This is a genomic window from Alphaproteobacteria bacterium (assembly GCA_020638555.1).
Taxonomy (GTDB): domain Bacteria; phylum Pseudomonadota; class Alphaproteobacteria; order Bin95; family Bin95; genus JACKII01.
The window spans coordinates 959,352-974,494 of sequence record JACKII010000001.1; the positions used below are offsets into that span (position 1 = coordinate 959,352).

Below are 15,143 nucleotides of genomic sequence, written 5' to 3' on the forward strand. Positions count from 1 at the left end.
GAAGGATAGATCACATGGCCATCATCACGACACCCCGGCGCGCGGCTGACCGCGAGCGCCACTATTCGTCTGCCTCTGCGATCGCCATGCTGGCGTCGCTGGCAACGACCCTGGCCGTCGGCGCGGGCGGTACGGCCCAGGCGGGCCCGAACGGCGGCACGGTCGTCGGCGGCGCGGGCACGATCTCGTCGATCGGCAACACGACGGAAATCAACCAGTCGAGCTCGCGTCTGATCATCGACTGGGCGAGCTTCAACATCGACCCGAACGAGCTGGTGAAGTTCACGCAGCCCGGTGCGTCGGCGATTGCGCTGAACCGGGTTCTGGACGGTCTTCCGTCGGAGATCCGGGGCCAGTTGCTGGCGAACGGCAATGTTTGGATCGTGAACCATCACGGCGTGACGATCCACCAGTCGGCGCAGATCGACGTGGGCGGCCTGCTGGTGACGACGTCGGACATCGCCAACGAAGACTTCATGGCGGGGAATTACAAGTTCACGGTGCCGGGCGCCGAGGGCGCGAAGGTGGTGAACCGGGGCAATATCACGTTTGCCGAGGCGGGGCTGGCCGGCCTGGTGGCGCCGGGGGTCGAGAACTCCGGCACGATTGTCGGCAAGCTGGGCTCGGTCGTCGTGGCGGGCCAGGACACGTTTGCGGTGGACCTGGCGGGCGACGGCCTGATGGCGTTCCAGGTGGACCCGGCGGCGTCGGCGACGTCGGTGGTGAACAGCGGGACGATCAAGAACGACGGCGGCTACATCCTGATCACGGCGGCGCAGGCGGACGACCTGGTCTCGAGCGTGGTGAATGTGAGCGGGACGGTGGACGCGTCGTCGTCGACGGCGAATGGCGGCCTGGTCGAGGTGTACGGCAAGGACGTGACCATCGCGTCGACGGCCGAAGTGCGCGCCGACGGCGCCACCGGCGGCGGCAAGGTGCTGCTGGGCGGCGACAAGTACGGCGCCGGGACCAGCAACGCGTTTCTGGCAGACAGCTTGGTTCTCGAGAAGGGCTCCGTCCTGTCCGCGGCGGCCACCGTCGATGGCGACGGCGGCTTCGTCGAGACGTCGGCGGCGACCGGCAGCTTTGCGCCGTCGTCGGTCGAGATTTCGGGTGCGGGCACGGGCACGGGCGGCCTCTGGCTGATCGACCCGACCAACCTTGAGATCATCACCGGCGGCGTCGCCGTCATCCCGGGCTACACCGGGATTGACCCCGCCCCCCTCGTCACCGTTCTCCAAGGCGGCTCGGGCAACTCGGCGACCGTCTTCACAGCCAGTCCCGATCCCGATGTCGGCAACATTGTCGTCACGAGCGGATTCGGCAGCATTACCGATATTGGCTCCGGTGTCGGGCTCTTGACCCTGACCGCCGACAACGCCCTCACCATCGACTCGGCCATCAACACCGACGGGAGATTGACCCTCAATGCCGGCGCCGGCGGCATCAATATCGATGCGAATGTGACGGTCGACGGCAACTTCACGCTCAACTCCGGCGGAATCATCGACGCGTCCGGCTTCGCGGTCACGACCGGCAGCCTTTTGGATGTCAATGCCTCTGGCTTCGATGTGATCCTGAACGGTGCGGGCAACGACTTCGGCGGCCAGGTGGATGTGGCCGGCAACGCCATTTTCCTGGTCGACTCGAACGCCATCGTTCTCGGCAATATCGTGGCCGCGAACACGCTGAACGTGAATGCCGGCGGCACCATCACCCAGGCGGCCGCGACGACGATCGACGCCAACGGCGATCCGTCCGCGGTGTTCAACTCGAACGGCAACGCCATCACTCTCGACAATGCGGGCAACGACTTCTCCAATGAGGTCGACCTGATTGCGACCGGCTCCACCGCGACCATTCGCGATGACAATGCGTTGCAGTTGAGCGGTGTGCAGGCGCTGAACCTGACCGTCAATGCCGGCGGGGATGTCACCGACAGCGCCGCCGACACCATCGTGGTGAGCAACCTGACGCAGATCACCACCACCGGCGCGGTGACGCTGACGCAGGGCGGCGGCGGCCACAACTTCGGTACGTTTGCGGCGGCCGGCACCGATATTGCGGTGACGGACACCAACGGCATCATCTTCGGCGACATCGACGCGAGCGGCAGCCTGACGGTGATTGCCGGCGGTGCGGTGACGCAGCTCGCCGGGGGAATGGCCGGCGACCGGATCGACGTCGGCACCACCACGAATATCGACGCGACCGGCTCTGCCATCAGCCTGATCCAGGTGGCCAACGACTTCGGCGGCGCGGTGAGCGCGGTGGGGACGGCGATTGCCCTCACGGACCGCAACGGCATCCAACTGGGCACCGTCACCGCCTCGAACACGCTGAGGGTGACGTCCCTGGGCGGTGCGATCACGGATACGGTCGGTGAATCGATCACCGTCGCCAATGCGGCGACCTTCTTCGGGGGTGGGGCCGGACCCACAGAGGCGGTCATCCTCGACAACGACGAGCAGGCGGCCGGGGCGCACGACTTCGGCGGGCCGGTGAATGCGATCGCCGAGTCGGTCGTGCTGCACGATGCCAACGACATCCAACTGGGGTCGATCACCGCCATCGGGAGCACGTCGCTGACGGTTGTCGCCACCGGCGACATCACCGACACGGCCGGCAGTTCCGTCGCCACTGGCGGCACGGTCAACCTGACCGCGGACAGCGACAACAGCAATGTCGGCGATGTGGTCCTGGACAACGATCCGACGACCCTGCCGGGCGCGCACGGCCTGGGGACCGTGAACGCGTCGGGTGTGAACGTCACGGTGAAGGAAGCCAGCCTTATCCTGGTCGGCACCGTCACGACGAAGGCCGGCGGCACCTTGTTGCTCGAAACCGGCTTCATGGGGGCCGGCATCATCAACGCCGGCGGCTCGGCGATCACGGCGGTTGGCCTGACGGATCTGCGCACCCGCGGCGGGTTGATCATCCTCGACCAGGGCCATGACTTCCAGGGCCGTGTGGACGCCAACACCGCCATCGGCGGCGCGACCCCGGCGAGTGTGAGCCTGAACGACGACACCGGCGGCCTGGTTCTGGGGACGGTGACGGCATCGGACCTGACGCTGGTTTCGAGCGACGGCGCGATCAACGACGTGGCGACCCTGGCGATCACGGCGACGGGGACGACGACGATCACGGCGACGGACGGCGCGGGCACGAACTTCGACGTCCAGTTCGACAACGATGCGCCGGTGACGCACGACTTCGGCGGTCCGGTGGTGATCACTGCGGCCAATGACGTGCAGTTGGACGACATCAACGGCATTGAGTTCGGCGATGTTACGGTGAACTCGATGGATGCGACGTCGCACGGCAATGGCGGCGACATCGAGTTCAACGGCGTGTTCACGGGCGGCCCGGGCAACGACACCATCACGGCGCTGGACGGCAGCGTGATCGTGAACAACACGGTGGTCGGCGGCGGCGGCACGTTCGACGTGTTCGCCGACCAGGACTTCCTGGTGACGCCGGCGGGTACGTTCGCGAATGACGGCGGCGATGCAACGATGGTCGCGAACCAGCGTGTCATCCTGCGCGGCGACCTGACGGTTCTGAACGGCGCGCTGAGCATCACGGCGGACGCGGACGCCAATTCGGTCGACAATATCACGATCGACGGCGGCGTGACGGTGACCGGCGACAACGCGCTGACGCTGGCGATCGGCGGCACGGGGCGCCTGCTGGATGCGGGTGGACCGGACCTGGATATCACGCTGGTGGGCGCGAGCCTGACGCTGCCGCGGATCGTGATCACGGACAACAATCTGGTGCTGTCGACGGTGGCGCCGAACGCGGCCTCGCAGGCGTTCGACGACACGAACAGCATCCAGGTGGAAGGTCCGACGCACGAGCTGACGGTGCTGACGGACGGCCAGTCGGTGACGCTGGACCATGCGGGCAACGACTTCGACGGCCCGGTGAATGTGGACACGTCGAACGGCGGTGTCTCGGCGCCGGCGGACGTGGTCGTGTTCGACGGGGCGACGGACCTGTATCTGGGTTCGATCGTGGCCAACAACCTGACGGCGACGGCGGCGGGCGACAACATTTTCGATGTCGACGGCCGGTCGATCTCCGCGGCGGGCACCAGCCTGTTCACGGTCAGCGGCGGCGGCATGGTGGAGCTGAACGGCGACCACGACTTTGTCGGCGCGGTGAGCGTCGACACGGCGTCGGGCGGCCCGGGCAATGTTGTGCTGAACGACGTTGCGGGCGGCATCGTGCTGGGCACGGTGACGGCGGCGGACCTGACGGTGACGAGCAGCGATGGCGACATCACCGACTCGGCCGGCCAGGCGATCACGGTGGCCGGCATGGCGGACCTGTCGGCGACGGATGGCGCCGGCACGGACTTCGACGTGCTGCTGGATGAGTCCGCGACGCACGACTTCCAGGGCCAGGTGGATGCCTATGGCGGCACGGTCTATATCGATGACCTGAGCGATATCCAGCTGGGCACGGTGACGGCGACGTCTCCGATGACGCTGACGATCATCGCGGCGGGCGATATCGACGACACGCCCGGCCTGGCGATCACCTCGGTGGGTCCGGCGAACTTCTTTGCCGGCGGTCATGTGTGGCTCGACAACAGCACGCCGTTCACCCACGACCTGAACGAGGTGAATGCCGACGGCACCAGCATCATTCTGCGGGATGTGGACGACATCCAGCTGGGCAATATCAACACCGCGGGCGACCTGACGGTGGAGACGTTCGGCCCGATCACCAGCACGGCGGACTCCGGACCGGGCGGCAATGTCAATGTCGGCGGGCTGACGACGCTCGACTCCAACGGCAACGACATCACGCTGGATGCGGCCAGCAACGACTTCAACGAGGTCGATGCGGACGGCGCCAACATCGTGCTGGCGGATATCGACGACATCCAGCTGGGCACGGTGACGGCGACGGGCGACCTGTCGGTGACGGCGGGCGGCCAGATCGACGACGTGGCCGGCGAGGCGATCACGGTGGGCGGTCTGACGACGCTGACGGCGACCGGGTTCGACATCCTGCTGGACAACAGCCCGGCGCTGCACGACCTGAACGAGGTCGATGCGGACGGCGTCAACATCGTGCTGGTGGATGTCGACGACATCCAGCTGGGCACGGTGACGGCGACGGGCGACCTGTCGGTGACGGCGGGCGGCCAGATCGACGACGTGGCCGGCGAGGCGATCACGGTGGGCGGTCTGACGACGCTGACGGCGACGGGCGACGTGCTGCTGGACAACGACCCGGCGACGCACGACTTCAACGAGGTCGACGTCACCGGCGCCAACATCGTGCTGGTGGATGTCGACGACATCCAGCTGGGCACGGTGACGGCGACGGGCGACCTGACGGTGACGGCGGCCGGCGACATCACGGACGTTGCCGGCGAGGCGATCACGGTGGGCGGCGTGGCCGACCTGACCGCGACGGACGGCGCGACGGACTTCGACATCCTGCTGGACAATGCGGCGACGCACGACTTCCAGGGCCAGGTGGATGCCTATGGCGGCACGATCTATATCGAAGACCTGAACGACATCCAGCTGGGCACGGTGACGGCGACGGATCCGGCGACGCTGACGATCATCGCGGCCGGCGATATCGACGACACGCCCGGCCTGGCGGTCACGTCGGTCGGTCCGGCGAACCTGTTCGCCGGCGGTCATGTGTGGCTGGACAACGACACGCCGTTCACCCACGACCTGAACGAGGTGAATGCCAGCGGCACCAGCATCATCCTGCGGGATGTGGATGACATCCAGCTGGGCGACATCGACACCGTGGGCGACCTGACGGTGGAGGCGTTCGGTCCGATCTTCAGCACGGCGGATGCGGGGCCTGGCGGCAATGTCAATGTCGATGGGCTGACGACGCTGAACGCGAACGGCAACGACATCACGCTGGATGCGGCCAGCAACGACTTCAACGAGGTCGATGCGGACGGCGCCAACATCGTGCTGGTGGATATCGACGATATCCAACTGGGCACGGTGACGGCGACGGGCGACCTGTCGGTGACGGCGGGCGGCCAGATCGACGACGTGGCCGGCGAGGCGATCACGGTCGGCGGCCTGACGACGCTGACGGCGATCGGGTTCGACATCCTGCTGGACAACAACGGTCCGGCCCTGCACGACTTCAACGAGGTCGACGCGACGGGCAACCAGATCACGCTGGTGGACCTGGACGATATCCAGCTGGGGACGATCACGGCGACGGGCCTGACGGTGATCGCGCGCGGGCAGGTGGACGACGTGGCCGGCGAGGCGATCACGGTGTCCGGCAATGCCAGCGTCACGGCGGAGTCGGAAGACGGCCTGACCCATTACGACGTGCTGCTCGACAATGACGGTCCGGCGCTGCACGACTTCGCGTATGCGGATGTCGGCGCGATGCTGACCGTGGTCGGCCAGAATGTTGTGGTGATCGACGCCAACGACCTGTCGCTGCAGGTGACGGCCTATGGCGATGCGACGGTGATCGCGGAGCAGCGCCTGGAAGTGAAGGCGGGCGTCAACACGGCCGGCGGCAACACGATCGACGGCGCGCTGTCGGCGACGAGCCGGAACGCCTTTGCCTATGCGGGCACGGGCGACGTCAACATGATGATGGTCGGCAACGGCGCGGTGGTGACCGGCGCGACGATGGCGGGCCTTCGGGCGAGCGTTGTCGGCACGGTGGACGTCACCGGTCCGGACGGCGCGGCGTTCCTGGGGTCTGCGACCGGCAATACGACGGTGACGGCCCTGTCGGGCTCGGCCCTGGTCGACGGCAAGCCGGACCCGGAGGGGACGGTGGACCCGCGGGACCGGGCGTCGATCGGCGGCGACCTGATCGTGACGGCGCAGGACCAGATCAGCGTGGATGCCTCGGATATCGGCGGCGTGCTGACGCTGATCGAGACGGACGACGGCGCCGACGGCGTGTTCGATGCCGGCGACCGCATTCTGGCGAATGTGGGCACGGTGGCGGGCCTGGCCACGGTGACGGCGAATGGCGGCGACGCGGCGCTGATCGCGGACGACCTTCAGGGCGGTGCGATCGTCTCCAGCCCGCTGGGCACGGCGGCGTTTGCGGCGGGCCTGGTGGCGGGCGACCTGAGCATCACCAGCCTGGGCGGCAATCTGACGGCGACGGACACGGGCGGCGCGTCCGCGACGGACGTGCGCTTCGGTCCGGTGGACCTGACCAGCGGCGTGCCGGCGGAAGCGTCGGCGGGCGACATCGCGGTGTCGGGCGTGTTCACCAGCTACAATGTGGCGGTGGACTCGGCGCAGGGCCTGGTTCTGGGCGGCGGCATCGCCATCCCGGACCTGACGGTTCAGATCGACTTCGACACGGTGACGCCGGCGCCGGATCGTCCGGGGACGCTTGACGGCAGCGAGCGCGGCATGGCGCCGGGCGCGACCTACCCGTCGGCCAATCTGGAGGTGCATCTCGGCACGCTGGATGCGACGACGCTGGCGGGCCCGATCGTGGACGCGGACGACCGCGCCGTGATCGTGCCGGATGCGGCGACGGTGCTGACGGCGGCGGGCGACATCCTGCTGGACAATGTCGACGGCGGCGGCGTGCCCCTGCATGACTTCGCCTATGCGGACATCGGCACGATGCTGACGGCGATCGGCAACAATGTGATCGTCGGCGACAGCAACAATCTGTCGATTGCGCTGACGGCGGCGGGCGACGCGACCATCACGGCGAACGGCGACCTGGAAGTGAAGGCGGGCGCGAACACGCTGGCCGGCAACACGGTCGACGGCACGCTGCTGGCGACCAGCCAGACCGGGTTTGCCCATGCCGGCGACGGCGACGCGAACCCGCTGACGGTCGGGGTCGACGCGACGGTGACGGCGGCCGACGAAGCGGGTCTGCGGGGCGTGATCGGCAACAATGCCACGGTGACCGGCCCGGCGGGCGCGGTGTTCCTGGGCACGGCCGGCAACGACCTGACGGTGACGGCGAGCGGCGGGTCGGCCTATGTGGACGGCCAGCCGGCGCCGACGGGCGTGGATCGCGCCTCGGTCGGCGGCGCGCTGACGGTCAGCGCCCTGGACGACATCCTGGTGGATGCGACGTCGGTGGGCGGTGCCGTGAGCCTGACGGAGACGGCGGGCGACAGCGACGGCCAGCCGGACCGGATCCTGGCCAATATCGACGATATCGGCGGCTCGGCCACGCTGAGCGCGGCGGACGGCGATGCGGACCTGATCGTGACCAACACGCTGGCGGGCGATCTGAGCCAGTCGGCGCTGAACGGTGACGCCCGCACGGCGATCGGCACGTTCGACGGCGACAACCTGCTGGTCGACTGGAGTGCGGGCACGGTCCGGGCCGAAGGGTCGATGGGCATGGGCAATGTCGACATCCAGAACCTGCGGGTGGGTCCGGCGGACCTGGTCAACGGTCTGGCGGGCAGCGATCCGCGCGACGTTGCGGTTTCGGGCACGTTCCGGAACTTCAACCTCGCGATCGAGGCGGACTTCGGTGTCGTGCTGGGTGGCGGCGTGGTCATCGCCGGCGACACGGGCCAGGTGACGTTCGACGACGTCATCCCGGTTCCGAGCCGCCCGGTGGGGTCGACGGCGACCGACGGCATCGAGGATGTGGCGGTGAACGGCGGTTCGTTCGCGGTGGCCTCGCTGGTGATCGATCGCGGCCAGAACGCGATGAACCCGGACCACGGCAACCTGACGGTGATCGCCGATCAGGGCAGCTACACGGCCGATCCGGCCATGCTGCGCATCCTGGGCGACCGGGGCGTGGTCCAGGCCGGAAGTGGCCGGGCAGGACATCCTGCAGGCTCCGGGGACGGTGCTGACGGTTGCGGGCAACTCGACGCTGGACGCGAACACCGTCAGCGACGTGATCCTGACGGCGGCCGACAACAACTTCGGCAGCTATCACGACGACCCGGCCAACAACCTGGCCCTGCCGATCGGCCGCGTGCATGTGCGGGGCGAGACGGTGCAGCTCACGGACGCGAGCGACATCCACTTCGGTGCGGTGGTCGCGAACCGTCTGGAGGTGACGACGGCGAACGACGGTTCGGTGTTCTTCCGTCAGGTTCTGGGTCTGGATCGTTCGCTGACGCAGACGATCCGGGACGGCAGCGTGGTCGGCGGCGAAGGTGCGGTCGGCGACGTGGTCATCAACAGCGACGACGACGTTGTGATCAGGGGTGCTGGCGGATCCGACGGATCCGAATGCGGCGACGTTCGATCCGCTGCTGTCTGCGCCGGGCGAGCCCGGGTTCCGGGAGGACATCTTCTATGTCCGCAGCCTGAACGTGCAGCGTGCGCCGGGTCGGATCATCCTGCCGCGGACGGCGGCGACGAACGCGAACTTCGATGCGAACAATGCCTACTTTGGCGTGAACATCGCGCGGTCGTTCTGGTATGCCGGCCGGCGGGCATGAGCTGATCGATCTGACCGGCTTCCTGCGGGTGACGCGGACCCAGGTGGCAGGGCTTCTGCCGCATGGCCCGCGCAGCGCGCGCTACCGGTTCAACAACTGCGTGATCGGCGACACGAACACGTGCGGCTCGCTGCCGCCGGTGGATCTGATCTACCGGATCTCGGATGAGCCGAACCTGTTCGAACTGGACCGCGACCAGCTGGACTTCCTCTATGTGCCGATCGGCAACGAGGAGCTCTGGGGCGTGCCGGAGGCGATGCTGTACAACCTGGACCACCAGGTGAGCATGGCGAGCTTCGCGCCGATGGCGATGGGACCGTGGACGATCTACTTCGGCTTCGACCGTTCGAATGTCGCGGCGGATCAGCGTCAGGCGATCGACGAGGCGGCCCAGGCGGCAGCGGGCGGCGATGGCGAGGTGGTGGTGACCGGCCACACCGACACCAGCGGCCCGGCCTCGTACAACCTGGGTCTGTCGTCGCGGCGGGCGCAGTCGGTGGTCAGCATGCTGAACGCCGACGGTGTCGGAAGCGACCGCATCAATGTCAGCGCCACCGGCGAGGCCGACCTGGCCGTGCCGACCGCCGACGGCGTGCGGGAGCCGAAGAACCGCCGCGTCGAAATCCGCGTCCTGAAGTGAGGAGCCGGACCTTCTAACCGATGACCACGCTAACGCGGGCCATCCAACGCAGCGCCGCCAGCCTAACGCTGGCGGCGCTCGCCGCTTGTGTGGGGGGATCATCCGAACCGAGCCGGGGCCTCGCCCGCGGCGGGGTGTGAGCGGATATTGCCGGGGCCTGTGCGGAAATCGGTATAGCCCCAACGGCGTCGGAGTGTGCTATAGACTAGCACTTTCGTTCAAACCGCTCGCCGATATCGCATGCAGCCCGTTATTCTCTACATCACCGCCGCAACGCCGGAGGAGGCCGCCTCCATCGGCCGGACCCTGGTGGAGGAACGGCTGGCGGCATGCGCCAATATCCTGGGCGGCATCACCGCCTTCTATCGGTGGGAAGGGGCGGTGCAGCAGGGGGCGGAGACCGCGTTGATCGTCAAGACCCGCGTTGGCCTCGTCGAGCCGGCGACGGAGCGCATCAAGGCGCTGCACGGTTCGACCTGTCCCTGCGTCGTCGCGCTGCCCGTCCAGGGCGGCAATCCGGATTTTCTCGATTGGATCGCTGCCGAAACCGAGAGCCGAGCCAGCCAACAAGGCCCAGGCGATCGGCAAGGCCCAAGCGATCAACAAGGAACGCCCTAGCGCCATGAAAGATTTCTTCCGCGGGCCGATGCCCTTTCTGTGCCTCGGCCACAGCTTCGACCACATGCTGATCCTGCTGTTCGCCACCGTGATCGTGGTCGGGCCGCTGCAGACCGAGTTTGGCATGAGCTATGGCCAACTGGTCGGGCTCGCCTGGCTGGGCTTCGTGCTGTTCGGCGCCGGCGCGCCGCTCGCCGGCTGGCTGGCCGACCGGTGGAGCAGCGTCGGCACGATGACCCTCTATTTTGTCGGCATCGGCGCCTCGGCGGTGCTGGCGGGCCTGGCCGGTTCGGCCTGGGAGATCGGCATTGCGCTCTCGGCCATTGGCCTGTTCGCCTCGATCTATCACCCCGTCGGCATTCCCATGGTGATCCGCGCCGCCGGCAAGAACCGGGGCAAGATGCTGGGCGTCAACGGCATTTTCGGCTCGCTCGGCATGGCGAGTGCCGCGATCATCGCCGAGGTGCTGACGCTGACGGTGAGCTGGCGCGCCGCCTTCATTGTGCCGGGCATGGCGGCGATCCTGGTCGGCATCTGCTTCTACTGGCGGTGCCGCGGGCTGAACCTGGACGTCTCGCGCGCCAAGGCCAACGAACATGCGAGCCTGAAGGATTTCGTCGCCGCCGTCGGCCTGGGGCCGTTCCTGCGGCTGATGGGCCTGCTGGCGCTGCTGACCTTCTGCATGGGCATGGTGTTCCAGGCCATGACCTTTTCGCTCACCAACGTGGTCGACCATCGGGTGCAGATCGGGCTGGCCGCCGTGCTGGGCGCGGGCGGCCTGACCTCCGCCATTCTGATGGTGGCGGGCGGGGCGCAACTGGTCGGCGGCGTGCTGGCAGACAAATACCCGCTGAAACGCCTGTTCCTGATGACCTATGGCCTGATGGCGCCGGCGCTGGTGCTGTGCTCGCAGGCGGCGGACGGGACCATGGTGTTCGGCCTGTTCCTGGTCATGGTCTGCACCGTCGGCACCCAGCCGATTTCGGACGCGCTGTTCAGCAAATACGTGCCGCAGCGCTGGATCAACACCGCCTACGGCCTGCGTTTCGCCATCTCGCTGTGTTCGAGCGCGGCGGCCCTGCCGCTGGTTGGCTTCGTCTATGACAGCACGGGCGAGTTCGTGCAGTTGTTCCTGGTGCTGGCGGTCTTCGCTGCCGTGGCCATTGCAGCCATCGCCATGCTGCCGACCCCGGCCGACGAGGAGAGGCCGAAGGTCGCCGTGGCGGCGGAATAGGGGGGGGCTCGCGTTCGCGTGCGAGCATCGGCGTCGGTGTGCGATCAAGGACACCGGTCCCGGATCGGCGCTCAGCACCGTCCGGGACACACCGGCCATCCCGTTTTACACCGAGGGGCGAGCGCAGGCTCAGGCCATGCCGGCGGCCCGTTCCAGGTCGCCGAGCGCGCCGTCGACAATGTCCACCATCTGTTGCACCTCGTCCGCCGAAATGCAGAGCGGCGGGCAGAGATTCAGCACCGTGCCGGCGCGGGTGATCAGGCCGCGCTGGCGCAGCCCTTCGTTCATCGCCTTCAGTTCCGGACCGTTCTCGGCGAATTTCGCCTTGGTCGTCCGGTCCTTCACCACCTCGACGCCGGCGATCAGGCCGAGGCCGCGCACGTCGCCGATGCACGCGTGCTTGTCGCGGAGCCCGTTCAGCCCTTCCAGCAGCAGCGCGCCCATCTTGGCGGAGTTCTCCACCAGCCCTTCGCGCTCGATGATGTCGAGATTGGCGAGCGCGGCGGCGGCAGCGACCGGGTGGCCGCCATAGGTGATCAGGTGCGAGAGCGAGTTGTCGCCCTCGAACGCCTCGACCACGTGCGGCCGGCACATGACGCCGCCCATGGGGACGTAGCCGCTGGTCAGGCCCTTGGCCATGGTCATCATATCGCCGACCACGCCGAAATGCTCGCTGGCGAACATTTTGCCGGTGCGGCCGAAGCCGTTGATGACCTCGTCGGTGATCAGCAGCACGCCGTACTTGTCGCAAATTTCGCGCAGGCGCCGCCAATAGCCCTCCGGCGGGATGACGATGCCGTTGGAGGCGCTGATCGGCTCGCCGATCACGGCGGCGACGGTCTTGGGGTTCTCGTACTCGATCATCTGGCCGATCTGGTCGGCGCAGAGCAGGTCGCAGCCGGGGAAGGTCTGGCGGAAGTCGCAGCGATAGCAATAGGGCGGCGAGGCGTGCAGCACGCCGGGCATGAAGGGCGAGTGATAGGGGTCGCTCACCGGCCGGGTGCCGCTGACGCTCATGGCGGCATAGGTGCCGCCGTGATAGGAGCCACGCCGGCCGATGATCTTCTGCCGCTTCGGCTCGCCGCGGTGATAATGGTACTGGCGCGCGATCTTCAGCGCGCTTTCGACCGATTCCGAGCCGCCGGAGGTGAAGAACACCGTGTTCTGGTCGCCGGGGGTGATCGCCGCCAGCCGCTCGGCCAGCTGGATGGCGGGAATGGTGGTGGCGGTGGTGGAACTGGCATAGGCGAGCTGGCCGGCCTGGCGGGCGATGGCCTCGCCGATTTCCTTGCGGCCATGGCCGACATTGACCAGCCAGAGCCCGGCCATGGCGTCCATCAGCCAGTTGCCGTCGATATCCTTGACCCAGATGCCCTTGCCCTCCACCAGCACGCGCTTGCCGGCGTCGTGGGCCAGCGAGCGATAGGCGGAGCCGTGCATGAACACGTGCTCGTTGGCCGAGGCTTTCAGGGCGGCTTCGTTCGAGAGCGAGGGGGCGATGTCGTTCATCGGTCGGGTCCTTGTCGCAGACAGGCGATGGCGGAGCGAGAGGGGCAGTGTTCGTTCGATCCGGCACCATATTCAATCAGACAGGGCAAACTGCGGCAATCGGGGAAACTGCGGCGACAGTGTAGGCGCCCGGCAGGTGCGGCGCCGCCGCGTGCGGCACATTGACATGTCCCCGACGCCGGCCCGGACGGCTCCGCCCCTCCGGGGAACAGGTGACGGTCGTCGCGGGTCAGCGCCGCTCGGCGAAGAAGCGGCGCAGCAGTTCGGCCGCTTCGGCCTCGGCGACGCCGCCATAGACCTCCGGCCGGTGGTGGCAGGTGGTGCGGGCGAACACGCGGGCGCCGTGCTCGACGCCGCCGCCCTTGGGGTCGTAGGCGCCGAAATATAGTCGCCGGATGCGGGCGAGGCTCAGGGCCTGGGCGCACATGGCGCAGGGCTCCAGCGTGACATAGAGGTCGCAATCCTCTAGACGGGGCGTCCCGAGATCGTGCGCGGCCGCGCGGATCGCCAGGATTTCGGCGTGCGCGGTCGGGTCGTGGTCGCACTCGACGCGATTGTGCGCCCGAGCCAGCACCCGGTCGCCGCAGACCAGCACCGCCCCCACCGGCACCTCGCCCGCCGCGGCGGCGGCGCGGGCTTCGGCGAGCGCGAGGCGCATGGGATGGCCATGGGCCAGGGCGGAGGAGTGCGAACCGTTCGGCATGCGCCTACATAACAGCAAACCCTTGGCCGCGACAGGAACCCTTGCCATGCGTGCGTCCTTCCTTCCCCTTGGCCGTTCGGTCGGCCGCCGGAGCCGTGTCGGGCATGGCTGAAGCGCAGTCCCCGACGCCGGCTTCCGGCGAGCGCATCGCCAAACGCCTGGCCCGCGCCGGCCTGTGTTCCCGGCGCGAGGCCGAACGCTGGATCGAGGCCGGACGGGTCGCCGTCGGCGGCAAGGTGCTGACCTCGGCCGCGGTCAATGTCAGCGAAACCGATGTGATCACGGTCGATGGCCAGCCGATTCCCTCGGCCGAGCCGGCTCGGCTCTGGCGCTATCACAAGCCGTCGGGGCTGGTGACCACCAACCGCGATCCGGAAGGCCGGCCGACCGTGTTCGACCGCCTGCCGCCCGAACTGCCGCGCGTGATGACCGTCGGCCGCCTGGACCTCACCAGCGAGGGGTTGTTGCTGCTGACCAATGACGGCGCCCTTGCGCGGGAACTGGAATTGCCGAGCCGCGGCTGGCTGCGGCGCTACCGGGTGCGGGCGCATGGGCAGATCGACCCGGCCAGGCTGGCGCAGTTGGAGAAGGGGCCGGTGGTTGACGGTGTCCGCTATGGACCGATCCAGGCAACCCTGGACGAACAGAAAGGGTCGAACGCCTGGATCACGGTGGCCCTGCGCGAGGGCAAGAACCGGGAAATCCGCCGGGTGATGCAGTGGCTGGGCTATCCGGTCAGCCGCCTGATCCGCACGGCCTACGGCCCGTTCCAACTCGGCAAGCTGCCGCGCGGCGCGGTCGAGGAGGTGGGGCGCAAGGCCCTGCGCGATCAACTGGGCGAGAAGCTGATCAAGCCGCGCCCCCATCGCTGACGCCCCCATCGCTGACCTCGGCGGGGCCGTCTCCGGCGGGGCCGGGCGTCTAGTGTGCTTTCGGTCCTGGTTGAGCCACTCTCCTGCCCCATCTCCCGCGCAAGCGGGAGCCCATGCCTGAGAGCTTCTCCCAAGGACAGGGA

Annotated in this window: 7 protein-coding genes; 5 read left to right on the forward strand and 2 right to left on the reverse strand. The window is 68.0% G+C overall.

Translation table 11 applies throughout. The features are described 5' to 3' along the window. Window positions 1-14: 14 nt before the first annotated feature. The 4 genes from H6844_04470 (at window position 15) to H6844_04485 (ending at window position 11,916) form a co-directional block, all read left to right on the forward strand. Window positions 15-9,293, forward strand: coding sequence for a filamentous hemagglutinin N-terminal domain-containing protein (locus tag H6844_04470; protein MCB9928656.1), 9,279 nt, complete (start codon window positions 15-17; stop codon window positions 9,291-9,293). 111 nt (window positions 9,294-9,404) lie between these two features. Beyond that, window positions 9,405-10,064: an OmpA family protein gene (locus H6844_04475; GenBank protein ID MCB9928657.1), complete on the forward strand. Its 660-nt coding sequence runs from the start codon at window positions 9,405-9,407 to the stop codon at window positions 10,062-10,064. Between the two features lie 240 nt (window positions 10,065-10,304). Then, entirely contained in the window at window positions 10,305-10,682 is a 378-nt protein-coding gene (locus tag H6844_04480; protein ID MCB9928658.1) for a divalent-cation tolerance protein CutA, read from the forward strand. Between the two features lie 4 nt (window positions 10,683-10,686). Continuing rightward, on the forward strand, window positions 10,687-11,916 hold the full coding sequence (locus tag H6844_04485) for an MFS transporter (GenBank protein ID MCB9928659.1): 1,230 nt from the start codon (window positions 10,687-10,689) through the stop codon (window positions 11,914-11,916). A 129-nt stretch (window positions 11,917-12,045) separates the two neighbouring features. Here H6844_04485 and H6844_04490 read toward each other — a convergent pair whose 3' ends face one another. Together H6844_04490 and H6844_04495 are read right to left on the reverse strand one after the other, a co-directional pair. After that, on the reverse strand, window positions 12,046-13,425 hold the full coding sequence (locus tag H6844_04490; protein ID MCB9928660.1) for an aspartate aminotransferase family protein: 1,380 nt from the start codon (window positions 13,423-13,425) through the stop codon (window positions 12,046-12,048). Window positions 13,426-13,654: 229 nt separating this feature from the next. After that, a complete protein-coding gene (locus H6844_04495; protein ID MCB9928661.1) occupies window positions 13,655-14,083 on the reverse strand; it encodes a nucleoside deaminase in 429 nt (142 codons plus the stop codon). 149 nt (window positions 14,084-14,232) lie between these two features. Between H6844_04495 and H6844_04500 the strand changes: the two genes are divergently transcribed. Beyond that, on the forward strand, window positions 14,233-15,000 hold the full coding sequence (locus H6844_04500) for an rRNA pseudouridine synthase (GenBank protein MCB9928662.1): 768 nt from the start codon (window positions 14,233-14,235) through the stop codon (window positions 14,998-15,000). Window positions 15,001-15,143 lie beyond the last annotated feature (143 nt).

Coding starts and splice junctions, on each gene's coding strand:
- H6844_04470 (MCB9928656.1), top strand. CDS start 15: ATGGCCATCATCACGACACCCCGGCGCGCGGCTGACCGCGAGCGCCAC.
- H6844_04475 (MCB9928657.1), top strand. CDS start 9,405: ATGCCGGCCGGCGGGCATGAGCTGATCGATCTGACCGGCTTCCTGCGG.
- H6844_04480 (MCB9928658.1), top strand. CDS start 10,305: ATGCAGCCCGTTATTCTCTACATCACCGCCGCAACGCCGGAGGAGGCC.
- H6844_04485 (MCB9928659.1), top strand. CDS start 10,687: ATGAAAGATTTCTTCCGCGGGCCGATGCCCTTTCTGTGCCTCGGCCAC.
- H6844_04490 (MCB9928660.1), bottom strand. CDS start 13,425: ATGAACGACATCGCCCCCTCGCTCTCGAACGAAGCCGCCCTGAAAGCC.
- H6844_04495 (MCB9928661.1), bottom strand. CDS start 14,083: ATGCGCCTCGCGCTCGCCGAAGCCCGCGCCGCCGCCGCGGCGGGCGAG.
- H6844_04500 (MCB9928662.1), top strand. CDS start 14,233: ATGGCTGAAGCGCAGTCCCCGACGCCGGCTTCCGGCGAGCGCATCGCC.